The 21,076-nt window shown below is 66.1% G+C and carries 26 protein-coding genes; 19 read left to right on the top strand and 7 right to left on the bottom strand.

The genetic code is table 11. The features are described 5' to 3' along the window. Position 1 precedes the first annotated feature (1 nt). Entirely contained in the window at positions 2-739 is a 738-nt protein-coding gene (locus KF857_03890; GenBank protein MBX3111127.1) for a M50 family metallopeptidase, read from the bottom strand. A 109-nt stretch (positions 740-848) separates the two neighbouring features. On the opposite strand from KF857_03890, the gene KF857_03885 reads away from it, so the two are divergent. The 15 genes from KF857_03885 to KF857_03815 all read left to right on the top strand — a co-directional run bounded on the left by KF857_03885 (position 849) and on the right by KF857_03815 (position 11,785). Beyond that, positions 849-1,547: a flagellar hook-basal body protein gene (locus tag KF857_03885; GenBank protein MBX3111126.1), complete on the top strand. Its 699-nt coding sequence runs from the start codon at positions 849-851 to the stop codon at positions 1,545-1,547. Between the two features lie 125 nt (positions 1,548-1,672). Then, on the top strand, positions 1,673-2,461 hold the full coding sequence (gene flgG, locus KF857_03880; protein ID MBX3111125.1) for a flagellar basal-body rod protein FlgG: 789 nt from the start codon (positions 1,673-1,675) through the stop codon (positions 2,459-2,461). 9 nt (positions 2,462-2,470) lie between these two features. Next, a complete protein-coding gene (locus KF857_03875; GenBank protein MBX3111124.1) occupies positions 2,471-3,673 on the top strand; it encodes a hypothetical protein in 1,203 nt (400 codons plus the stop codon). After that, positions 3,670-4,263: a flagellar basal body L-ring protein FlgH gene (locus KF857_03870; protein ID MBX3111123.1), complete on the top strand. Its 594-nt coding sequence runs from the start codon at positions 3,670-3,672 to the stop codon at positions 4,261-4,263. The genes KF857_03875 and KF857_03870 overlap by 4 nt, the downstream gene beginning before the upstream one ends. Next, positions 4,263-5,501, top strand: a complete 1,239-nt coding sequence (locus KF857_03865; protein MBX3111122.1) for a flagellar basal body P-ring protein FlgI — start codon at positions 4,263-4,265, stop codon at positions 5,499-5,501. The genes KF857_03870 and KF857_03865 overlap by 1 nt, the downstream gene beginning before the upstream one ends. After that, entirely contained in the window at positions 5,498-6,145 is a 648-nt protein-coding gene (locus KF857_03860) for a rod-binding protein (GenBank protein MBX3111121.1), read from the top strand. Before KF857_03865 ends, KF857_03860 begins: the two co-directional genes overlap by 4 nt. 10 nt (positions 6,146-6,155) lie before the next feature. Beyond that, positions 6,156-6,635, top strand: coding sequence for a flagellar export chaperone FlgN (gene flgN, locus KF857_03855; protein MBX3111120.1), 480 nt, complete (start codon positions 6,156-6,158; stop codon positions 6,633-6,635). A 16-nt stretch (positions 6,636-6,651) separates the two neighbouring features. Continuing rightward, positions 6,652-8,037, top strand: a complete 1,386-nt coding sequence (gene flgK / locus KF857_03850) for a flagellar hook-associated protein FlgK (protein MBX3111119.1) — start codon at positions 6,652-6,654, stop codon at positions 8,035-8,037. Positions 8,038-8,056: 19 nt separating this feature from the next. Further along, the gene (locus KF857_03845) at positions 8,057-8,938 is read left to right on the top strand and encodes a hypothetical protein (GenBank protein ID MBX3111118.1); all 882 of its coding nucleotides are present in this window, start codon (positions 8,057-8,059) and stop codon (positions 8,936-8,938) included. Continuing rightward, positions 8,935-9,393 carry a flagellar assembly protein FliW gene (locus tag KF857_03840; GenBank protein MBX3111117.1) on the top strand — a complete coding sequence of 153 codons (459 nt, stop codon included), beginning with the start codon at positions 8,935-8,937 and terminating at the stop codon, positions 9,391-9,393. Before KF857_03845 ends, KF857_03840 begins: the two co-directional genes overlap by 4 nt. A 41-nt stretch (positions 9,394-9,434) precedes the next feature. Then, entirely contained in the window at positions 9,435-9,641 is a 207-nt protein-coding gene (gene csrA / locus KF857_03835; protein MBX3111116.1) for a carbon storage regulator CsrA, read from the top strand. A gap of 59 nt (positions 9,642-9,700) precedes the next feature. Further along, on the top strand, positions 9,701-10,102 hold the full coding sequence (locus KF857_03830) for a hypothetical protein (GenBank protein ID MBX3111115.1): 402 nt from the start codon (positions 9,701-9,703) through the stop codon (positions 10,100-10,102). Between the two features lie 10 nt (positions 10,103-10,112). After that, entirely contained in the window at positions 10,113-11,027 is a 915-nt protein-coding gene (gene ribF, locus KF857_03825) for a riboflavin biosynthesis protein RibF (protein ID MBX3111114.1), read from the top strand. A 24-nt stretch (positions 11,028-11,051) separates the two neighbouring features. Then, a complete protein-coding gene (locus KF857_03820; protein MBX3111113.1) occupies positions 11,052-11,516 on the top strand; it encodes a hypothetical protein in 465 nt (154 codons plus the stop codon). 8 nt (positions 11,517-11,524) lie between these two features. Continuing rightward, positions 11,525-11,785: a hypothetical protein gene (locus KF857_03815; GenBank protein MBX3111112.1), complete on the top strand. Its 261-nt coding sequence runs from the start codon at positions 11,525-11,527 to the stop codon at positions 11,783-11,785. Between the two features lie 22 nt (positions 11,786-11,807). Here KF857_03815 and pdxS read toward each other — a convergent pair whose 3' ends face one another. After that, a complete protein-coding gene (pdxS, locus tag KF857_03810) occupies positions 11,808-12,713 on the bottom strand; it encodes a pyridoxal 5'-phosphate synthase lyase subunit PdxS (protein MBX3111111.1) in 906 nt (301 codons plus the stop codon). Positions 12,714-12,984: 271 nt separating this feature from the next. On the opposite strand from pdxS, the gene KF857_03805 reads away from it, so the two are divergent. From KF857_03805 to KF857_03795, 3 genes are read left to right on the top strand one after another with little or no spacing between them, the layout of a single operon-like run. Further along, positions 12,985-14,097: a hypothetical protein gene (locus tag KF857_03805; protein MBX3111110.1), complete on the top strand. Its 1,113-nt coding sequence runs from the start codon at positions 12,985-12,987 to the stop codon at positions 14,095-14,097. A gap of 46 nt (positions 14,098-14,143) precedes the next feature. Next, positions 14,144-15,001: a hypothetical protein gene (locus KF857_03800; GenBank protein ID MBX3111109.1), complete on the top strand. Its 858-nt coding sequence runs from the start codon at positions 14,144-14,146 to the stop codon at positions 14,999-15,001. A 14-nt stretch (positions 15,002-15,015) separates the two neighbouring features. After that, a complete protein-coding gene (locus tag KF857_03795) occupies positions 15,016-15,657 on the top strand; it encodes a hypothetical protein (GenBank protein MBX3111108.1) in 642 nt (213 codons plus the stop codon). On the opposite strand, the gene KF857_03790 is transcribed toward KF857_03795, so the two are convergent. Next, complete coding sequence (locus tag KF857_03790; protein MBX3111107.1) at positions 15,650-17,248, bottom strand: hypothetical protein; 1,599 nt, start codon at positions 17,246-17,248, stop codon at positions 15,650-15,652. The genes KF857_03795 and KF857_03790 overlap by 8 nt on opposite strands. 108 nt (positions 17,249-17,356) lie before the next feature. Between KF857_03790 and KF857_03785 the strand changes: the two genes are divergently transcribed. Next, a complete protein-coding gene (locus tag KF857_03785) occupies positions 17,357-17,824 on the top strand; it encodes a hypothetical protein (protein MBX3111106.1) in 468 nt (155 codons plus the stop codon). Here KF857_03785 and KF857_03780 read toward each other — a convergent pair. From KF857_03780 to ubiE, 4 genes are read right to left on the bottom strand one after another with little or no spacing between them, the layout of a single operon-like run. Continuing rightward, positions 17,821-18,588, bottom strand: coding sequence for a TatD family hydrolase (locus KF857_03780; GenBank protein ID MBX3111105.1), 768 nt, complete (start codon positions 18,586-18,588; stop codon positions 17,821-17,823). The genes KF857_03785 and KF857_03780 overlap by 4 nt on opposite strands. Beyond that, positions 18,585-19,346, bottom strand: coding sequence for an HAD-IIA family hydrolase (locus tag KF857_03775; GenBank protein MBX3111104.1), 762 nt, complete (start codon positions 19,344-19,346; stop codon positions 18,585-18,587). The genes KF857_03780 and KF857_03775 overlap by 4 nt, the downstream gene beginning before the upstream one ends. Next, complete coding sequence (locus KF857_03770; GenBank protein MBX3111103.1) at positions 19,343-20,347, bottom strand: polyprenyl synthetase family protein; 1,005 nt, start codon at positions 20,345-20,347, stop codon at positions 19,343-19,345. The genes KF857_03775 and KF857_03770 overlap by 4 nt, the downstream gene beginning before the upstream one ends. Next, on the bottom strand, positions 20,344-21,069 hold the full coding sequence (ubiE, locus tag KF857_03765; GenBank protein MBX3111102.1) for a bifunctional demethylmenaquinone methyltransferase/2-methoxy-6-polyprenyl-1,4-benzoquinol methylase UbiE: 726 nt from the start codon (positions 21,067-21,069) through the stop codon (positions 20,344-20,346). The genes KF857_03770 and ubiE overlap by 4 nt, the downstream gene beginning before the upstream one ends. Positions 21,070-21,076 lie beyond the last annotated feature (7 nt).

The raw sequence follows: 21,076 nt of genomic DNA, 5'->3' as shown, positions 1-21,076 counted from the left end.
GTCACTTGCCCTCGCGGGCCGCGCCGCGCCACGCGGACCGAAGGCCGAGCCACAGGGCGACGACAGCACACGCCGCCCAACCGAGGGCCCAGAAGACCGCGGGCACGAGTGAGGCCTGCTCCAGGATCTTGGCGTCCGACATGGCCTCCGATGAGGTGCTCAGGCGAAGCAGGACGGTCACGGCCTGGAGGGCGGTCAATCCCAGTTGCATGCCCATGAACCGGGCGACAAACACGGCGGCGTCTTTGCGCAGGAACTTCGCCCCCGCCAAGAACGCGGCCGTCCAGAACGCTCCCATGGCGAGGCCGGCCAGTTCACCACGGACAAAAAGGAGCATGGAGAGCCCCAACATGGCGCCCACCGTGGCCATGACGGCCCGCGATGACTTCTCTGTCCGGGCAAACGCGATCATCAGGCCCCCGACGACCGCCGAACCCAGGTAGCCCGCGCTGGCCAAGACAAGGAGGTTGCCGCCCATCACCGGGGTCACGCCGCTGCCGTCCGGGCGGACAAGGATGTGCTCGACCTGTCCGCCGGTCGCCAGGGCGGCGAGGGCATGGCACAGCTCGTGGACGTGGGTGTTGAACAGCGTGAGGGGCCAGAGGAGGAACCGGAGGGGAGGAACCGCCCAGAGCGCGACCGACGCCGCTCCGGCGCCGAGGAGGGCCCACTGGCCGGGCCTCACCGTCCGCGTCGGCGGGCCGCCCTTGTGTCTGCTCAACCGGCCCGCGAGGCTCATGGCGTCGAAAACCTGAAGTCGATTGCCAAGTATAGGCCCTCGCCCTGTCGCAACCGAACCCGATAAACATACCAGGATGCAAAGGGGTCTTTATGCAGCCGGCACGGGGATGGCGACAGCCACCCAGTGGATGGACGTGATCGCCAACAACCTGGCGAACACGAACACGACCGGCTTCAAGAGGGACGTCATGGTGTTCAACGACGGCCTCGAAGCGGCCGCTCGACGCCAAGGGGCCCTAGGCAACGACTTAGGCAAGATCGGCGCCGGGCCGATCTCCAAGGGGGTGTTCACGGAATGGACTCCCGGAAACTTTGTGTCCACCGGCAACCCGCTGGACTTTGCCCTCGGCAATCCGGACGGGCTCTTCGCGGTCGAAGGCATTGACGGCGTCCAATACACCCGCGACGGTGCGTTCTCACGTAGCGACAAGGGCCAGTTGGTCAGCAAGCGCGGCTTTCCCGTTCTCAGCCGGGACGGCGCCCCGATCGACCTTCCCGAGGGAGTGTTCACCGTCAGCAAGAGCGGTGAAGTCTCGGTGGACGGCAAGACCGTCGCCGTGATCGGTGTCTACACCGGAGATTTCTACAAGAACGGGAGTGACCAGTACTCCTGTGCCAACGCCCAACTGATGGCGCCGGAGCGGGTCGACGTCCGCCAGCACACCATCGAGACCAGTAACGTCAACGCGGTCCAAGAGATGATCGCGATGATCCGACTCAACCGGGCCTTTGAGATGGCGCAAAAGAGCGCGCAATCGGAAGACGAGGCCAACGAAAAACTCATCCAGACCCTCCAGTCCCGTTGACGACACCGGACCGCACCCATGAAGGGGGCGGAGATGGGCGCAGGTCCCGAAGCGGCCCGCGCCGAACGGCCAGGAAGGCATGGACATGACTGAACGAAAACCTTACAAAGCGTGGTCCCTGCCCTATGATGCGAGCACTCAGTACTGCCGGCACCGGAATGGTCGCCCAACAAACAAACATGGACGTCATCGCCAACAACCTGGCAAACGTCAACACGACGGCGTTTAAGTCCCAGCGCGCCGAGTTCCAGGACTTGATGTACCAGACGTTCCGCGCTTCGGGCGCCACGTCCGGCGGCGACACCCGACTGCCCGAGTCGGCCCAGATCGGCCTGGGTGCCAAATTCGCCGCCTCGGCGACCAGCTTTGCCAATGGTTCGCTGACAACCTCGCCCAACGCCACCGACATGGCGATCAATGGCGAAGGCTTCTTTCAGGTCGAGTTGCCCTCGGGAGAACTCGGCTACACCCGGGACGGCACGTTCAAGATCGATGCGACCGGGACGTTCGTCACCGCCGACGGCTATAAGCTCAAGCCCAACCTGGTCCTCCAGCCGGGATACCGGGCGTTGACGATTTCCCCGAGCGGCGAGGTCGCCTGCGTCCTTCCGGGTAACGACGACCCGACGACAGTCGGCAACATCACGATCTGCACCTTCAGCAACCCGGCCGGTCTGACCCGTGTCGGCCAGAACATCTATATGGCCGGAGGTGGCAGTGGCTCACCGACCGAGCTGACCCCCGGCAAGGAAGGCAGTGGTTCGCTCCAGCAGTACGCCTACGAAGGCTCGAACGTGCAGGTCGTCGAAGAGATGGTCCGCATGATCACCGCCCAACGTGCCTACGAGATCAACTCGAAGGCCATCCAAAGCGCCGACGACATGCTCGGCATCCTGAACAACCTCAAGAGGTGAAGCTAGCCCATGACCGCCGCGTTCATTCTGGTTCTCGCCGCCCGGGCCTCGCTCGACGTCAAGGTCGATGGCGAAGGCTACTTCCGGTTCGCCCGCGACGGGCGTCCGGTCTATGCCAAGTCGGCCAAGCTGGTCGTCGACCACGGCCGGCTGTGCAGTGCCGAGGGGCCCTCGTTGGTCCCCGAGATGTTGGTGTCCGGCACTCCCGACAGCCTGCGCGTCACCTTGGCCGGGGACGTCTACGCCCACTACCCACAGGGTGAGAACAAGGTCGGCCGTATCGTCCTCGTCCAGTTCGCCGCCGACGTTCGGCCGGTCGAAAGCAAGGGGTTCCTGATCTGCAGTGGCAAAGGCGAGGTCGGCGAGGCGGGGCAGGGTCTGTTCGGCGTCGTCCGCACGGTAGCCGACGCGGCCGCGCCGACGGTGCCGGAGATCAAGATTTACGATGCGGACAGCCAGCCGGTCGTCCAGGTCTCGCCCAGCAAGGCGACCGACCTGAGGTTCCTCAAGGCCGGTGGCGTGAAAGTGACCCTTTATGACGACGTCGTCGTGGAAGGAGACGAGGTCCTTCTCGGCGAAGTCGCCAACGTCTCGGCAAACGCCGACGCCGTGGCGAAGGTCGCGGCCTTGCCGGTGGCCGAGTCACCGCTGATCGGCGTCACCACCAGCGTGACCCGTGCGGAGATCGAGCGTGCCCTGGCCAAGGCCGGCCTCGACACCAAGACCCTCGACATCGAAGGGCCTCCGCAAGTCCGTGTCAAGCGGGCGTTCCAGGAGATTGACCAAGAAAACTTCGTCAAGGCTGCCTTGGAGCAGAGCCGGAAGCAACTCGGCGACAACATCAAGCCGGCCTTCGACTCCAGCCGTCCCGGCCCGCTCAAGGCACCCAAGGGCGACATCGAGTTCGAAGTCGAGAACATCGAAGTCCATGGCACCGTCGCGGCCTGCCGCGTCGTCGCCAAGGTCGACGGCAAGCGGATCAACTCGCGGACCGTCAACCTCAAGGTCGAGCAAGCGCCAAGCGTGGTGAAGACCCGCCCCGGTGACGTCGTCAGCGTCCGAGTGGTCAAGAACGGTGTGTCGGTCGAGACCCGTGGCCGGGTCAGGAGCGTCGACACCGCCACGGGAAGGGTGACGGTGGAGGTCGAGCCGAGCAAGAGCATGGTCTCCGGACAACTGATGCCCGACGGCTCGGTGGAGGTCAAGGCGTGAGACTTCTCTTCACCACCGCGCTGGCGGCCCTGGCCTTGAGCGCGCTCGCCCAGACCGAGGCCAAGGCCAACGCCGGCTCGATCTACGGGAGCCAGGTGCAGAACCCCTATTTGGACCGGGTGGCACGGGAGAAGGGCGACCTCCTCATGGTGGTCATCGACGAGCAGTCGGCTTCGACGTTCGTGGCGAACACGAAGACGTCGAACACGTCGTCGAACAGCACCACGTCAAGCATGCTGAACGCGATCAACTTCCTGTTCGGCCCCTTTTCCAACAGCAGCGACTCAAGCAAGGTGGGCCAAGGGCAGACCGACCAACTGGGCAAGATGTCCGCCCGAATGAGCGTGATGGTCAAGGACGTGTTGCCCAACGGCTATCTCGTCATCGAGGGCACCCGCTCTTTGGTGACCAACAAAGACACCCAGACCTTTGTGCTTTCCGGCATCGTCCGCCCGGCGGACATCGCCTCGGACAACTCGGTGGTGAGCAGCAAGATCGGTGACGCCCACATCGCGATGCAGGGCAAGGGCCAGATCGCCGACCGCCAGCGCAAAGGGCTCCTGACCCAGATTCTGGACTGGATTTTCTGATGAGACACATCCTGACCACCAGCATTCTCCTCGCGGCGGTACTTGCCGGCGCCCAAGCCGGGTCGCCGCCGCCGGACAAGCAGAACGTCCCGCCTGCAAGCCAGGCGAAGCCCACGGCACCGCCGTCAGGGCAGACCTCGGAGCAGCTTGCCGCGCAAGCGCGGGACGCCCGGATCCGGGCCGCCGAGGTCGAAGGGGTCGAAGTGCAGTTGAGCGCGATCGGCCGCTTCCGTGGCGCGCGGGGCAACTCCATCGTGGGCTATGGCATTGTCGTCGGCCTGAACGGGACGGGCGACTCCAGCCAGGTCGGCGTGTCGCAGACCGTCATGGCCAACGTGCTGAGCCGGTGGGGCACCCTTGTCGATCCCAAGAACTTCAAGAGCAAGAACATCGCCTTAGTCAGCGTCACGGCGGAGATGCCCGCGTTTATCTCGCCGGGCTCCAAGATCGACGTCCTCGTCCAGTCCATCGGTGACGCGAAGAGCCTCGAGGGCGGCGTCCTTCTGCCGACGACGATGGGGCCGATGGGCGACGCCAAAACGACGTTCGCGGTGGCTTCTGGGCCAGTGTCGACCGGTGGCTACACCGTCAGCACCAACGGAAGCACCAGCTCCAAGAACTACCCCAATGTAGGCAAGATCAGCGGCGGGGCCGACGTCCAGCGTTCGGTCGACACCCAGTACGTCTTTCCTGGCAACGTCCTCTACTACGACCTGCAGACCCCCGACTTCACGACGGCGATGCGGGTCGCGGAGAAGGTGCGCTCTTTGGGTGCGGGCTTTGAAGCCCAGGCGATCGACGGTGCGACCGTCCAGATCCGGTTCCCCGAGGGCATGCCGCCCGTGCTGGCGACCAGCAAGATCGAAACGGTCACCGTCTTTGCCAACACACCGGCCAAGGTCGTCATCAACGCCCGCAACGGCGTCATCGTGGTCGGAGGCAACATCCGCTTGGCCCCGGCGATGATCGCCTACGGTTCGTTGAAGGTGCGCATCGACACCGAGAACAGCGTCAGCCAGCCGAACCCGCTCACCAAGGGTCAGACCAAGGAAGTCAGCAATTCCGTCGTCGACGCCCAAGAGGACACGACCCAGATCGCCCTCGTCCCGCCCAGCGCGACGGTGAGCGACCTGGCCGAGATCCTCCAGGCCCTCAAGCTGAGCGCCCAAGACCTCATCAGCATCTTCCAAGAGCTTTCGCGACAGGGCGCCCTCAAGGCGCAGGTGGAACAGACATGATCACCCGAGACGGCATCCGGGGGCTGGAGGCGTTCGCGCCGACGGCTCCACCCAAGACCGACCCGACCAAAGCCGACGCCAAATCAGGCTTCGACAAAGAACTGGGCCGTGCGTTGACCCAACCTGCGGCGGTACCGGCGACCCTGCGGCCGGACTACAAAGCCAAGTTGGAAGAGGCGTTGAAGAGCCTGCTGGGCCCTCAGACGCCGACGTCGCCGGCCAAGGTCCCCGTCGCGGTGGCCCCGTTCGTCAAGACCGTCGCCACGCCGCCGGCCCGGCCGACGACGATCGACCTGGACAAGTTGCCGGAGCCACCGGCGGCCAGCCAGTTGAAGACGATCGACTTGGACAAGTTGCCTCCGAAGGCCCTGAACGAACTCAAGACGCTCCAGACGGCCGCCGAAGGCTTTGAGGCCCACTTCATCAAGGACTGGTTCAGCAAGATGCGCCGGACCACCTTCGACAGCGACAAGTCCCAGACCGGGGCGATGGCCAAAGACTTCATGGACCAAGCCCTCGCCGAATCGGCCGCGCGGGGCAGCGCCAACCTGGGGATCGGCAAGACCGTCTTTGCCGCGACCGGCAAGCGGGTGGTCCAAGACTTCCTTGCCCAGAACCGAATCACGACCGACACGAACGCCTGAGAAAACGAACATGGCAAAACCGACCCGAGAACTCGCGACCCTGTGGTGGGACTGGCTTTCCACCGCCGAGCGCCTCATCCACACGCTGCACGAACAGACGGCAGCCCTGACCTTGCGCCAAGTGGAGCGCGTCGAGAACCTTCAACCAGAGCTCGACAGCCTGATGGCGCGGATGCAAGACATTGACGGACAAGCTGTGGCGTGCGCCAAGAGGCTGGCCGAAGACTTGGGTTGCGAACCCAACCTTCGAAGCCTGGTGTCCGCGCTTGAGAAAGCCGAAGCACAAGACATCCAGTCGGTCGCCAACCGCGTCATCGTCGTCGGCCGTAACGTGCAGCAGATCATCGCCAAGAACAAGGCCCTGGTCGAGAACGAGCTGGAGTACGTGAACGGGACGATCGCCCTTGTCGCCCGCGAGGCCCTGGAGCAACGCGCGGGTTACGAAAAGGCCAACCCTGAATCCAGTGTCTTGCTGAACCAGGTGGCCTGAGGCAGGAGGAACCGAGATGTCGAGTCCGTTCCTTGGATTGGGGATCGCCCAGAACGCGCTGAGGGCCTTTCAGCGTGCTTTGGACACGACGGGGCACAACATTGCCAACGTCGACACCGCCGGATACTCGCGCCAGACGGTTGGGTTCACCAACATGGACCCACTGGCGTACTTCCAGAACGGATGGAAGTTCCAGGGCCAGGGGGTCTTCACCGGCTCGGTCACCCGCATCCGCGACCAGTTCCTCGACGCGAACTATCAAGCGGCCAACAGCGACCTCTCGAAGTTCAAGGCGGCCTCCGACGGCCTGAAGTCGATCGACGGTATCTTCAATGAACCGAGCGAAGACGGCGTCGCCAATGGGATCACCAAGCTCTTCGACGCATTTTCCGCCCTGGCTGCCAACCCCAGCGACGCGGCCACCCGGAGCCAAGTCCGTCTTGCCGGCCAAAACCTGGCCGACCGGGTGCGGGGGCGGTATGGGGCCCTCTTGGGCCAACAAGGCTCGCAACAAGCGGGCATCAAAACGACGATCAACCAGATCGACACCTTGGCGGGGCAGATATCGGCGTTGAACAAGGAGATATCCAAATACAACAGCGCGAGCGGGCCCCCCAACGACATCCTCGACGCGCGCGACCGGGCGGTGGACGCCTTGGCGCAGTTGGTGGACATCAAGAAGTACACCCAGCCCGACGGCACCTACACGGTCTATGCGGCCGGTAGCTTGCTGGTCGACTCTGGCGGGGCGAGGGCGTTCCCGGCTAGCTATGACCCGGCGACGGGCACGGTGAGCGACGGGACGTACAACTATCCGGTGCGCAGCGGACGACTGGCCGGACAGTTCACCGCGCTCAGCGGCACCCAGACCGCCATGGCTGACCTGGACACGCTGGCAAACCAGCTGCGGACCCAGTTCAACGCCGTCCACCAGACCGGCGTCAACGCCCTGGGGAACACAGGGGTACGTTTCTTCAACGACTCGACGACCGGCGTCCAGACCGGGGCGATCGACTTCGACCTGAGCGCCGAAGTCAAGGGCAGCCCGTTGGCGATCGCCGCCGGTGTGTCGGGCGCGGCCGGCGACGGTGGTCTGGCCCAGTCGCTCTCGGACATGCGGGACACGACGTTCACCGGCCTCGGCAACCAGACGTTCTCGGTGTACTTCCAGGGTGTCGTCAACAAGTCGGCGACGAACGCCCAGTTCTACGCGGGCAAGTCAGACACACAGGCGGCGGTGGTCCAGCAGATCGACGCCCAACGCCAGGCAGTCAGTGGCGTCTCGATGGACGAGGAACTGGCCAACATGCAGAAGTTCCAACGTTCGTACCAAGCGGCCGCCAAAGCCCTGACGATCTTCGACCAAGTCACCCAAGATACATTAGACATGATCCGCCGCTAGTGGAATTACCGGGGAGCACATGAGGATCAGCACGACGACACAGTGGACGACCTACCTGACGGACACCCAACGGGCGAACGAGCGCTATCTCGCCGCCCAGCGGCAGGTGGCCACCGGGCTGAGGTTTCAGACCGCGGCCGACGACCCGGTCGGTGCCCAGTCGGTCATCAGCCTGTCCGCGCTCAAGAACCGATACGGCCAACTGGACGCGAACTTGAGGGTCGCCAAGGAGTACCTGAACAACGGCGAGCAGGTGCTGTCCCAGACGAACGACGCCGTGCAGTCGGCCTACTCTCTGGCCCTGACCGGGGCGAACGGCACGAACGACGGGGCCGTCCTCCAGGGCCTGGTCAGCCAGGTCGAGGAACTCCAACGTCGCGTCGTCAGCCTCGGCAACACCCAGCTGTCGGGGAACCGCTACCTCTTCGCCGGGCAGCAGGTCAGCACGAAACCGTTCGCAGTCAGTGGGTCAAACCTGACGTTCAGCGGCGACGACAACCCGGTGAACGTGGAAGTGCGGCCGTCCGACGTCATGCGGGTCAACCTCCAAGGTGCCGGCGCGCTCTACCAGGACATCTACGCCAAGTTGGAGACGCTGAAGGACAACCTGTCCTCGGGTGACGCCACCCTGATCGGGCAGAGCATCGCCGACATGCAGGCCCTGGGCACCCAGCTGACCCAGTACAGGGGCGACTTGGGCAGCAAGCTTAAGACTGTCGCGTCCCTTGCCGCCGACAATTCCCGCCGCCAGGACGACCTGACCAGCCAGGTCTCCGACGCCCAAGACATCGACATCGCGGAAGCGATGACCAGACTCCAATCTTCCCAGACGGCTTACCAAGCCTCCTTGACCGTCTTGGCCAAAGGGTCGAGGCTCAGCCTGTTGGACTACATGACATGACAATCTCCAGTGCCGTCCAGACAACCCGGTTCGGGCTCGTGCCCTACGCCGCCGCCGACGTCGTGACCTTCACCCATGGTCTGCTCGGATTTCCTGGCCTGCGCGACTTCGTGCTGGTCAACCACAAAGACGACAGTCCGTTCCGATGGCTGCAGTCGGTCGAGGACGGGGACACCGCGTTCCTCGTGGTGGACCCGGCGAACTATGTCGCCGACTACGCGCCCGAAATGCCACCGCACGACGCCGAAGCCGTCGGAGCCGACGCCGAGACGCCGGTGCTGGTCTATACTATCGTCACGATTCCCCGGGGTCGACCGACCGACATGACGATCAACCTGGCAGGTCCGATCGTGATCAACGCGGCGACGGGCAAAGCGGTGCAGGTTGTCGTCGAGGGCGACGCGTACCCCATCCGCCATCGCGTGTTCCCGGAATCGGCAAGCGAGGCCGCTTAAATTGAGATTGAGGAACCAGACCGCCACGGAGGGCAAGGTCAATGCTGGTACTGACACGCAAAGTCAACCAAAGTATCCGGATCGGGCCTGACATCGAGGTCGTCGTCTTGGAGGTCCGTGGCGAGCAGGTGAGGCTCGGCATCAAGGCACCTCGCACGGTCGCCGTCCATCGTCAGGAGATCTTCGAGCAGATTCTCGAAGAGAACCAGTCGGCCAGCGACACCGACGTGCGCGACGTGCCCCAGTGAGCGTCGATTGGTCAGTCCCGGCCCGTCGGCTCCGCAATAGCTTGGAGTGGTCGTCCGCGATGGCGATAGCCGCCTTGGCCGCCAATGCCGGCGCCGGATTGGTCGCCCTGAAAACGACTAAGCAAGCCGACACGAACCCGGCCGCTGTCCTCGCCTTTTTGGGATTGGTGGCCCTGGCGACGGGGTTCGTGTTTTTTCTCTCCCTCCTCGCCGCTCCGTCTATGGTCGACGACGAGAGGCTCACGCCAGTCCACGTGGCCGTCCTTCCGCTTGTCTTTGTCGCCGAACTCAAGACCCTGCTTCTTGTCCTCGTCGAAACCCGTTACAACGTCCGCTACTTCCCCGAGGTCACGTTGGGCGACAAGGTCGCGAACAGCAACCTGACCCTTGTCGGTGTCTTCCTGGTCCAAGTGGCCGTCCTGGCCCTGTTGGCTTGGTCGGCTCGAAGGAAGCCACAATAGTCCCCGCGATATGGTCGTTCACTTCGGTACCGGCCGACTGAAGCCCGAGTGGAGCGCGGCGGTGGCTTGTCTGGGCACCTTCGACGGCGTCCACGTCGGCCATGCCGAGCTGGTCCGCCGGGCGGTGGCGCGCGGCAGTGAGAGCAAATCTCCGGGTGTGGTCGTCACATTTGACCGCCACCCCGCCGAGGCCCTGGCCCCTGAACGTGTCCCGCCCTATATCGCCACCCTTGACCAGAACCTTGCCGAGTTCGCCCGGTGGGGCGCGGCGGCGTGCGTCGTGCTCCCCTTCGACCACGACCTCACCCAAACGTCGGCCAGTGACTTCCTGAGGACTTTGGTGGAGCGGGTCCGGGCCACTGAGTTCGTCGTGGGGCATGACTTCACCTTTGGCAAGGGTCGCGAGGCGGACGCGGCCTGGCTGGCGGCCCGGTACCCGACCCAGGTCGTCGAGCCGGTCCTCGTCGACGGCGCACGGGTCAGCAGTTCGGCGGTGCGGCAGGCGGTCGGTGCCGGACTTGTCGAGGCCGCGGCCCGCCTCCTCGGGCGTCCGTTCGCCTTCGCCGGGGTCGTGGTGGGCGGGCAAATGTTGGGTCGGCAGTTGGGATATCCGACCGCCAACCTGGCGTCCTCGGGCCGGATGGTCGTCCCGTCGGACGGAGTGTACGGGGGCCTGGCCACGACGCCGCTCGGCCGGTTCCGCGCCGCGATCAACGTCGGTGTCCGACCGGCGGTCGGCGGCGGCGAGCGGACAGTCGAAGCGTATCTGTTAGACTATCCTGGTCAAGACATCTACGGAGCCGCGGTGGAACTGCAGTTCGTGTTCCGGATCAGGGACGAGGCGGACTTTCCCGACCTTGACGCTCTCAAGGCGCAAATCGCCCGCGACGTGGCGTTGGTCTCCGCCCAAGTACCCAAGCCCTGACCACGGGCGGACGTTGGTATGGACATGAAGAAGGCGTTGCTTGTCGGGGCGGTGGCCTTGGTCGTCGTAGGAGTCGTCGGTTTCTACGCGGGGGGACGCCCGTCGGACGAAGAACTGATCCAGCGGACGCTGAGGGAAGCGGTGGTCGCCAGTAAGGAAGGACGGGCCAACCCAGTCATGGACGCGGTCAGCAGTTCGTTCCGCTATGGTGAGGACATGCCCGACCGGCGCGAGATCGCCCGGGTCGTCCGCCAGGCCAAGCCCGAGATCGTCGTCCTGTCACCGAAGCCGACGATCAGCGGCGACACCGCCACCGTCCATTCCGACGTCGCGGTGAAGTTCGAGTTCATGGGGATGTCGATGGACCAGACGGTGAAGGACGTGGACATCACGTTCACGAGGGAACCGGCGGTGGAGTACGGCGTCCTGCCGTCGTCGAAGTGGCGTATCACCCAGGTGACTGGGCCCGCATTGCCCCAGGGGGAATAATCGTGGCCATGCGGACTCTCCTCGGCCTGGCCTGCGCCCTGACCCTCGTCTTTGCCGTCGGTTGCGGCCCTCAGGAGCCCGAGGGATTGGCGCACCCCGCGCCGGCACCGGCGGCCGGTGACAAGAAGGAGACGCCGCCGGCCCCGGTCGCCGCGGAACCGTCCAAGACGGAGGCGCCGGCACCAGACACGTCAGGGTCCAAGACCGAGACTCAGCCCGAGAAGCCGTTGCCTGGCCCGGGAGCCGAGCCGACCCTCGGTCATCAGTGAACCGTCGTCCGGCTTCGGAACCTCACCAGCCGCGCGGGGCCAGGAGCTCGCGGTCGGGGATGGCGGCCACGTTGATGCCGACCATAGCCTCACCCAGCCCAGCGCTGATCTCGGCCAACTTCTTGGGGTCGTCGTAAAAGTGCACGGACTCGACGATCGCCTTGGCCCGCTTGGCGGGGTCGCCGCTCTTGAAAATGCCGCTCCCCACGAACACCGTCTCCGCGCCCAGCTTCATCATGAGGGCGGCGTCGGCCGGGGTGGCGATGCCGCCGGCGCTGAAGTTTGGTACCGGGAGTTTGCCTAGTCTGCGGACCTCGCGGACGAGTTCTAGCGGGGCCTGGTGTTCTTTGGCCAAGACATAAAGCTCGTCTTCGCGAGCGCTCTGGACCTGGCGGATGTCCGCCATGATCGTCCGCATGTGGCGCACGGCCTCCACGACGTCGCCGGTCCCCGCCTCACCCTTCGTGCGGATCATCGCGGCGCCTTCGGCACATCGCCGCAGGGCTTCGCCTAGGTTCCGCGCCCCGCAGACGAACGGGACGGTGAACAGGTGCTTGTCGACGTGGTTGGCCACGTCGGCGGGGGTGAGCACCTCGCTTTCGTCGATGAAGTCGACTTCCAGGGCCTGAAGGATCTCGGCCTCGACAAAGTGGCCGATCCGGCACTTGGCCATGACCGGGATCGAGACGGCTTGCTTGATTCCCGTGATCAGGTCGGGGTCGCTCATGCGGGCGACGCCACCCTGGACTCGGATGTCGGCGGGGACGCGCTCCAGCGCCATGACCGCGACGGCACCGGCGTCCTCGGCGATCCGAGCCTGCTCGGCGGTGACGACGTCCATAATGACGCCACCCTTCAACATTTCGGCCAGGCCGACTTTCTCGCGCCAAGTCTTCAGGGAGGGGGCGGCTCCGTTCGTTGTGCTCATCGTCTTGGTCCTCGCATGTCGCGGGACTCTTCGGCGACGGTGGCCAGTTCAGCGCGTCCCGCGAAACTTTGTAAGATTGTACTGCCACGCGGCGTCCGGACCCAGCATATCGGGCCTCCCCCTACGGGGCCTGGCCGCCTCGTCCTACCGCCCGCGCCCCGTGTCCGGCCGACCAGTTGATCGTGTTCGTGCCTCTTCCCGGACCTTGGCGCCCGTCGCGGGATCGATCCATGCCGTCGTGAGGATCTGAATCGGGAACAGAATGGCATGAGTGCCGAGAACACCTGAACGCGAGCAGGCCCTGGACTTGGCTCAAGGCCGCCCCGCGACACCCAAAGAGATCGCCAGGGTGGCGGCCGTCGTCGGGGACGACGCGGCGCGTTGGGCCTTCACCCAATGGGCCTTGCGCGACCGGGGCCGGGCAAAGTTTGCGACGGCAGACAAGATGGTCTTCACCCGCGAGGGCCTTGAGATGGCGAGCGCGGAGCCCGTGGCCACGGTGCACGCGCGGTTGCTGGGCGGGCCGTCTCCCCAGGGACTCCGCTTCATCGACGCCACCTGCGGGATCGGGGCCGATACCCTGGCCCTGGCCCGTCTGGGCCCAACCACGGCCTGCGACCTTGACGCCGTCCATGCCGAAGCCACCCGGCACAACCTCACCGTCCATGGCCTCGTTGCCGACGTCCGCGTGGTGGACTCTCTCACCCTGGACTGGTCGTCCTCGGCTGTCCTTGTCGACCCCCAGCGGCGCACGGGGCAGGGGCGGACGCTGGACCCGGCCTTGTTCAGCCCGCCGTTGGACGTCGTCGTCGCGAAGTGCCGGACGGCGCGGCGGGCTTTGGTCAAGACGTCGCCCCTCTTGCCCGACCCAGTCTTGGGCCAAGGCGACGGCCTTGTCTTTGTGAGCCACGGCGGAGAGTGTGGCGAGGCGCTGATGCTGTTTGGGTGTGGTGTGGGTCGGCGGGCGCATCACGTCGAGAGCGGGGCGTGGCTGGACGCGGCGGAACTGGCTGGGACGGTCGCCGACCCCGACGTCTTTCTCTTTGAGGCAGACCCGGCCGCCGTCCGGGCCCACGCTCTCGGTGCTTTCGGTCTCCCTGGACTAGGGGACTCCAATGGCTACCTGACTGGACCCGAGCTTCTGACGTCGCCGTGGCTCACCCCGTTCCGCGTCTGCTGGCACGGCCCGTTCCGCGAGGACAAACTGCGCGAAGCCGCCCGAGGACTTGGTCTCGGCGTGAACGTGGTCAAGAAGCGTGGTGTGGAGGTCGAGCCGCAGAAGCTCGTCCGACGGCTGTCGGCACGGGGCGGGTCACCTGGGGTCGCCCTCCTGTACCCGGTGGGGAAAGCGGTACGCGCGGTCCTGGCCACAAGGACGGCCTAAAGATCGGCGGGGCGTCACCCGACATTCCTACCAGGGAGTCCCTGCCTTGGCAAACAAGTTAGCGATCAAGTCGACCAAAGCCGCGGTGATGAGCCTGGAATGCCAACTGGCCCAGGTGCAGATCAAGCGGTTCTTGAACGGCGACAACATCCCTGAAGACCTCCTCAAAGAGCTTGAGCAGCACCTGCTCAGCTGCACCGACTGCCTTGCCGTCGCCAAGGGCGAACGGGCCGCGGTGGAGGCCCATATGGTGGCCAACGCCGGCGAGGCGGTCGCGGTCCGCCAGAGCGCGCCGGCCAGCTCCGTCTTCGACGTGTTCAAGCAGCCCAAGACGGTCTTGTTGAGTGTCGCCCTCGGCGTCGTCCTGATCGTCATGTCCACCGTCCTCCGCGACCCCACCAAGCTATTGGGCACCAAGGCCATCGCCGCCCATCCGGAAGCGACCCGAACTGAGTCTGCGACCCAGGACCCCGAGGCCGAGGACGAGACGGACACGAAGGAACCCCAGAAGGACGTCAAGGATCCCGTGGAACCCGCGGAGACCAAGGCGACCACTCCGGACACGACCCAGGCAGAGCCCAAGAAGCTCGAGTCGACCCCCCCAGTTTCCGACGCAAAACCGCGTGACGAGACAGCCGGCCACACCACCCCGCCCGGGCCGGCTGCCGCGGCGGTGAAGGCCGCCCAGCAAGCGGTGGAGAAGGGCAAGAGCTCGGTACCCGGCAAGCCGACCTTGACCAAGAGCCCGATCGTCGAGGTCACCGAAGGCAAGCCCAAGGCGTCGCCTCCGAAGGCGACCACGCGCCGGACGACGCCTCGGAAGACGACCACGCGTCGGACCACTCCCCGCCGCACGACATCCAAGCCCAAGAGCGGCGGCGGCGTGAAGATTTACAAGAACTGACCCCGAGGATGACGATGAGAAACCTGACTGCACTCGCCGCCCTTTGCGCACTGGCGCCACTGGCCTTGGCCCAAGACCCGGGCAACGCCAACATCGGCGTCGCCACCTCGTCTGCCGGGAAGGTCACGATCACTTCCAAGGGACGTGACGTGCGTGACGTTCTCTATGACCTGTTCCACCAGAGCAAGAAGAACTTCGTCATCGTCGGCGAGGCTCGGGCCAATCTCTATTTGAACCTGGAGGCTGTGGACTTCGACCAGGCGTTCGGCATCATCCTTAGGCAGGTCGGTCTGCAATCCTGGGTCGACGGCGAGATCACCTATATCGGCAAGAACCGGCCGGCCGGCGCATCCTCGTCTTCCGAGAACTCCACGACACGCCCAGAGACGGCAAAAGCGACCAAGCCGGGCCCAGACCTGGACAAGAAGATCACCGTCAAACTGACGAAGGTCACGTTCAAGGAGCTGCTCAAGGAGTTCACCAACCAGACAGGGATCGACTTTGTGGTCGCCCACGACGTAAAGGAGTTCCGTCTGGACGCCGACCTGACCGGTAAGTCGCTGAAGTACGCCCTCGACCTGATCACCAAGCAGGTCGGCCTGCAGTACTACGCGCTGGAGAGCGGCGCCGTCCTCGTCGAGCACAAAGTCAACTGACCGGACCCAGCCCGTCCTGCCACCCTTGGAGGGCGACGTCCTCGGGGAAGGCACGGGCGAGTCCGCTGACAGCCGTGTGCAAGAGCGGCGGGGCACAGCCACCCGTTTCGACCGGGAGTAGGGCGGCCTTGCCGACGTGCTCGGCGGCAGTCGCCCGCATGCGGGTGCGCGTCGCCAGGCTCCACGCCAACATATAGCGGACCGCCGCGTCGTCGCGGTGCCGCAGGAGTTCGTCGGCCAAGCGGGCGAAGTCGGCCCAGAACCCCCAGACCCCCAATCGGGCGAGACAGTCGCGGGCGGCACGGGCGTCCAAGGCCACCGGGGCGACCAAGGGGTTGGGCTCGCTCCCCTGCGCCTGGTCCTGTCGCAAGAAGGCCTCGACACGAAGCATGGGCTCCATCGGCGACAGGAAGTGGGCGTTGGGCAGGGCCTCGTCGTCCTCGCCCTGGTGTCGGGCGACGGCCGCCTTGGCCCACCAAAGGAGGGCGTCGTCACCGTTGGTGACCAGGGCTTGGTCGACCGCCTCGTCCGCCAAGGCCCACGCGGCAGCCCGCGCATGCTTGACCGCCTTGGCGGTCGCGACGACATGCTCGGTGCCGGGGAGACCGGCCGGTAGGTCGGCCGGTGACTCGGCGCAGGCCTCCCATGTGGCGGAGATTCGGCGGAACTCCGGCTCGGCGGTGGGGCGGTGCGAGTCCGTCCATGCCGCCGTGGCGGCGCTGGGCGTCATGGCGGGGCGGGTTGACGGACGGACCGGGCTTGTCTCGATCCATCCCAGGCATGTGCTCTTGTCCACGAGGGCGGCGCGTTTGACTGGGGGAAGCCCGCTGGTCGATACCACGGTGGCGACGGCGGCGGCGAGCCGGACCGACGCCTTGAGGGTTTCGCCTGACTCCGTCTCGACGTGGAGCTCGACCTCGCCGACATCCCGCTGGGCGACCACCTCCATGCCGTCGGGCCGCCACGCGGCCACCCAGTCGGTGCCGGTGCCGTGGACTTCGCCCAGGCCTCCGTGAGGCGCCAAGGCGATGTGGCCGGCCACCGTCCTCCCCCCCAGGAGGACAGCCGGGGTCACGTCAACCAGCGGCCAGCGGACGCCGTCGGGGGGGCGGACGCAATCGACCAAGGCTCCCGCGCCATCATGCCCGACGACGACCGCGGTCCCGTTGTCCAGGCCGTGGGCGGCCAGACCGTCGGGGAGGGTGACCATGTCCGGCACTGGCACGGCAACTAAGCTGCGACCGTGGGCCTGGACGTCGACCTTCACCCAGGCGTCGTCCGGGCCAAGCGAGACGACGGCCCAGGTGTCGGTCTCCAGCGAGGCAGAAATGCGAAAGAGGGAGACGGCGCCGGCCCCGCCTTGTCCGACAGGTTCGCGGACCTGGACATTCCAACCTCCGGTGTCAGCAGGGTCGCCGATGGCGACCGTCCGGCCCGCGGGTATCAGTTCGGTGCCCGACCTTTTGTCATAAAGGCTCACTATCGGTCGGCCCATGGCCGGGGCCAACGTGACGCGGACAAAGGGGTTTTCGAGGGTGATCCCTTCGGCACCGTGCTGTTCGGCAAGTATTTCGGACCTGATCGTGACCATTTGGGGGCCTAAACGCCGGAAACCTCGTCTATAAAAGGTACGGGTCCCGTGCCCACAAGTATGTCTGTCTCACCAGAGCGTGTCGCGTCCTTCGTACTCAAGTTCATCGTGGCGCCAGCGATTCTCGCCGCGGTCGGCTACTACGTCGTCGGCCCTGCCGTCGGTCGATTGTCGGTGACGGAAAAGTCGTCGTCCGCCGAACTGGCGCCCCTGAAGGAAGAAGCGTCCAAGGTGGCCGAGGCGGCCGAAGCCGTCCGCAAAGGCGACCGGGTCTCCCCACCGTCGGGGACGAAAACCTCCACCCCCGAGCCCGACGTCGACGTGACGATTGAGAAAGAGGGGGACGAAGCGCCCCGTGCCCCGGTGAAGGTGCCCGCCACCCCTCCCGCGACGGAGAAGGACCCCACGGAGACAATCGAAGTACCGGCCGAGGTCGACATCAAACCGGCAAAGCCGAAGCCCGACGTGGCCAAACCCAAACCGCCGACCAAGCCCAAGCCGGCGAACACCAAGCCCAAGGACAAGCCGGCACAGAAACTGCCGAACACGCCGGAAGTCGGCGACGGCGGAGACTAGCCTAAGCCAAAGAACCGATCGGCGTTGGCGTTGGTCTGCCGGCGGACCACATCGACGTCAAGGCCCAGTGTGACCGCCAAGCCTTCGCCGACCAGGCTCGCCCACGCGGGGCGGTTTGGCTTGCCCCGGTGGGGGTGTGGTGTCAGCCAAGGGGCGTCCGTTTCGACGACAAGGTGGTCCAGGCCGATCGTCCGGACGGTCTCGCGCAATTCGTCGGCCTTCTTGTACGTGACCGGACCGTCCACGCCAAAGAGGCAGCCGAGGGCCAAGGCGCGCCGGGCGTCGTCCTGGTCGCCAGCGAAGCAGTGCAGGAGGTACGGGCGCACCGGGCGGTCCTCCAAGACGGCGAGCAACTCGGGATAGGCCTCGCGGCAATGAAAGACGACGGGCAAGTCGAGCTCGGCGGCAAGGTCGAGTTGGGCGTGGAGCGCCCGTGTCTGCTGGTCAAGGGTGGCATGGTCCCAGTGGAAGTCAAGGCCGACCTCGCCCACTGCCACCGTCTTGGGATGGCGGGCCAGCTCGCGCGTCGCGGCCAATTCGTCGTCGTTGATCCCGGCCGACGAGTTGGGGTGCCAGCCCACCACGGCCCATACATGGGAAAAGGACTCGGCCAACTCCACGGCCCGCCGGCTTGACGCGGTGTCCACGCCGACGACGACCAACCGGTCGACGCCATGGTCGTTCGCTTCCCGAACGGTATCAGCCGGGTCCGGAAACGCCCTTTCGTCGTTCAGATGGCAGTGGGTGTCTGTCCAGCCGCTCACAGTAGGCTCCTGAGGTCAGGCCCCCCTGCTTGCCCGGGTGGCAGTTCCCGGGTCACACCAGTGAGGACGAGAAACGTCGGACACGACGCGGCGGCTCCCGCCGCGATGTCGGTGTCGAGGCGGTCACCGACGACAAGACATTCGTCTTGCGAACAGTTAGAGTCGCGAAGAATATTAAAGACCAACCCGGGGGAAGGCTTGCCGACGACGGTCGGTTCTTGGCCGGTGGCGGTGGCGACGGCCGCGACGATGCTTCCCGCTCCGGGGTCCTCTAGGCCGCCCTCGACCGGATACGTGGCGTCGCGGTTTGTCGCGACGAAGACGGCTCCCTGCGACACCGCACGCTGGGCGGCGCGGAGCATCGCGTACGTGAACGACCGGCAGATGCCGACGACGACCGCTTGGGCACGGCCCTTGACCGCGTCGTCGTCGCGGACGGTCTGGACTCCGGCCTCGCGGAACGATTGATGGAGGGGTTCTTCTCCCACGACATAGGCCCGCGAGAGGCCAAGCCCGGAGACGTGCCGGGCCGCGGCGGGCCCGGTGCCGTAGACCCAGCCCGGCTCGCAGGGAAAACCCAGGGCCCGGAGTTTGGCCGTCGTGGCGTCAGGCCTCGCGGCGGAGTTGTTGGTGAAGTACCGGACAAGGGTCCCTCTCTCGACGAGGGTCGTGACCACTTCGGGGGCATGGACGACGGCCTCAGAGCCTCGGTATAGCGTGCCGTCGAGGTCGAAGACGACGAGCCGGGGCGCGCTCACAGTTCGCGCTCGACGACAAAGTCGGCGACACCGGCCAGAGTGTCGCGGGCCGCGCCACCGGGCAGACCAGCCAGGGAAGCCTTGGCGGCCTCGGTCTCGGCCCGGGCCGCGCCCCCGACCCGGTCAAAGGTGCCGCACTGGGCCATGAGGCCGGCCAACTCGTCAAGCTGCGTCTCGGAGACGCCGTTGCCGAAGACCTGCGGCCACCGGCCCGCGCCCGCGGCGGCGGTGTAGTCGATCAGGGGCCAAGTGGCGCATCCTTCGCGAAAGTCGGTCGCCCGAGGCTTGCCCGTCTTTGCGGGTTCCCCGCGGTAGTCGAGCAGGTCGTCGACGATCTGGAACGCCATGCCCAGGTGATGGCCGAACCGTCCGAGGGCCTCCTGTTGTTCCGCCGTCCCGCCGGCGACCAGGGCGCCGACCCGGCAACAGACTTCGATGAACGCCGCCGTCTTCATGCGCAGGATAGCGAGGTGTTCGTCGAGGGCCAAGTCGAAGACACCCCGTGACGCGACTTCGCGGACCTCCCCCTCGGCCATTTCGACCACAGCCCGGCTGACCAAGCGGATGACAGGCAGGTCACCGTCGTCGGCGAGGATGACCATGGCCCGAGCCAACAAGGCGTCGCCCGAAAGCACGCTCGCCGTGTTGCCATAGGCGTGCGACGCGGTCGGTCGGCCGCGCCTGGTGGTCGCCTCGTCGATGACGTCGTCGTGCACGAGGGTCGCCATGTGGACCATCTCCATGCAGGCCCCCAAGTTCACGACCCGCGTCCGGTCAAAGGGGCGCCCCGTCGCGTGGGCGGCCAAGGCGACGAGAGCGGGCCGCATCCTTTTGCCGCCGGCCTCGAGGGTGAGCCGGCCGATTTCCTGGGCCAACGGCACCTCGCTGCACATTTGGGCGGTGAGGACACTCTCGACGGCCAGCGCCGTCTCGACTAAGTCGGCGAGCAGGCTGTCGTCGAGCCGCCCGGACAGTTTGTCGAGAAAGGCGGTCGCGCTCACCGGCGCACCCCCCACATCATGCAGATGTTGCCGAACATGAAGTCCTTGTGCCGGACATCCTGAAAGCCGGCGGCACCGAAAGCGGCGGCGAGGGCGTCGCGGTCCATAAACCTCTCCGCGCTCTTGGGAAGGTAGGTGTAGGCGCCCTCGTGGCCAAAGAGGCGTCCGACCATCGGGACAGCCTTGTGGCAGACGGCTTCGGCCACGGGCCCGATGACCGGGGCGGTCGGCCGGGCCATGTCGACGCTGACGAACCTGCCGCCGGGCCGGAGCACCCGGGCGATCTCCCGCAGGGCGGCCTGAGGGTCGGGCACGTTGCGCAGCCCCCACCCGACGGTGGCGGCATCGAAGCGGCGTGGGCCAAACGGGAGCCGGGTCGCGTCGGCCAGGCCGAGTCGGGCGCGGCCCGCCAGCTTGCGGGCGGCCTGGCGGAGCATCGGCGGACAGAAGTCCACGCCGACGACCTGGCCGGAGTCGCCGACCGCCTCGCGGGCGACGGTGCAGAAGTCTCCGGTGCCACAGCAGACGTCGAGGACGGACTCGCCCGGCGACAACCCAATGACCTGGACGGCCTCGCGGCGCCAGGCTTGGTGCATACGGAAGCTGACCAAGCTGTTGACGAGGTCGTAGTGCTCGGCGACCTCGTCAAAGAGGGCGCGGACAACCTGGCGTTTGTCTTCGCCGGTCGTTTCCCAGGCCGCTTTGTCCAGCGTGCTCTCCATGCTCCTC

It is taken from the genome of Fimbriimonadaceae bacterium, from assembly GCA_019638795.1.
In the GTDB taxonomy this organism is placed as follows: Bacteria; Armatimonadota; Fimbriimonadia; order Fimbriimonadales; family Fimbriimonadaceae; genus JAHBTB01.
Note: the sequence above shows the minus strand (reverse complement) of the source record. Positions and strands in the feature narration are given on the sequence as shown.

What these genes read in the sequence shown, in the direction of transcription:
- KF857_03890 (MBX3111127.1), bottom strand. Translation starts at nt 739, where the DNA reads ATGAGCCTCGCGGGCCGGTTGAGCAGACACAAGGGCGGCCCGCCGACG.
- KF857_03885 (MBX3111126.1), top strand. Translation starts at nt 849, where the DNA reads ATGGCGACAGCCACCCAGTGGATGGACGTGATCGCCAACAACCTGGCG.
- flgG (MBX3111125.1), top strand. Translation starts at nt 1,673, where the DNA reads ATGATGCGAGCACTCAGTACTGCCGGCACCGGAATGGTCGCCCAACAA.
- KF857_03875 (MBX3111124.1), top strand. Translation starts at nt 2,471, where the DNA reads ATGACCGCCGCGTTCATTCTGGTTCTCGCCGCCCGGGCCTCGCTCGAC.
- KF857_03865 (MBX3111122.1), top strand. Translation starts at nt 4,263, where the DNA reads ATGAGACACATCCTGACCACCAGCATTCTCCTCGCGGCGGTACTTGCC.
- KF857_03860 (MBX3111121.1), top strand. Translation starts at nt 5,498, where the DNA reads ATGATCACCCGAGACGGCATCCGGGGGCTGGAGGCGTTCGCGCCGACG.
- flgN (MBX3111120.1), top strand. Translation starts at nt 6,156, where the DNA reads ATGGCAAAACCGACCCGAGAACTCGCGACCCTGTGGTGGGACTGGCTT.
- flgK (MBX3111119.1), top strand. Translation starts at nt 6,652, where the DNA reads ATGTCGAGTCCGTTCCTTGGATTGGGGATCGCCCAGAACGCGCTGAGG.
- KF857_03845 (MBX3111118.1), top strand. Translation starts at nt 8,057, where the DNA reads ATGAGGATCAGCACGACGACACAGTGGACGACCTACCTGACGGACACC.
- KF857_03840 (MBX3111117.1), top strand. Translation starts at nt 8,935, where the DNA reads ATGACAATCTCCAGTGCCGTCCAGACAACCCGGTTCGGGCTCGTGCCC.
- csrA (MBX3111116.1), top strand. Translation starts at nt 9,435, where the DNA reads ATGCTGGTACTGACACGCAAAGTCAACCAAAGTATCCGGATCGGGCCT.
- KF857_03830 (MBX3111115.1), top strand. Translation starts at nt 9,701, where the DNA reads ATGGCGATAGCCGCCTTGGCCGCCAATGCCGGCGCCGGATTGGTCGCC.
- ribF (MBX3111114.1), top strand. Translation starts at nt 10,113, where the DNA reads ATGGTCGTTCACTTCGGTACCGGCCGACTGAAGCCCGAGTGGAGCGCG.
- KF857_03820 (MBX3111113.1), top strand. Translation starts at nt 11,052, where the DNA reads ATGAAGAAGGCGTTGCTTGTCGGGGCGGTGGCCTTGGTCGTCGTAGGA.
- KF857_03815 (MBX3111112.1), top strand. Translation starts at nt 11,525, where the DNA reads ATGCGGACTCTCCTCGGCCTGGCCTGCGCCCTGACCCTCGTCTTTGCC.
- pdxS (MBX3111111.1), bottom strand. Translation starts at nt 12,713, where the DNA reads ATGAGCACAACGAACGGAGCCGCCCCCTCCCTGAAGACTTGGCGCGAG.
- KF857_03795 (MBX3111108.1), top strand. Translation starts at nt 15,016, where the DNA reads ATGAGAAACCTGACTGCACTCGCCGCCCTTTGCGCACTGGCGCCACTG.
- KF857_03790 (MBX3111107.1), bottom strand. Translation starts at nt 17,248, where the DNA reads ATGGTCACGATCAGGTCCGAAATACTTGCCGAACAGCACGGTGCCGAA.
- ubiE (MBX3111102.1), bottom strand. Translation starts at nt 21,069, where the DNA reads ATGGAGAGCACGCTGGACAAAGCGGCCTGGGAAACGACCGGCGAAGAC.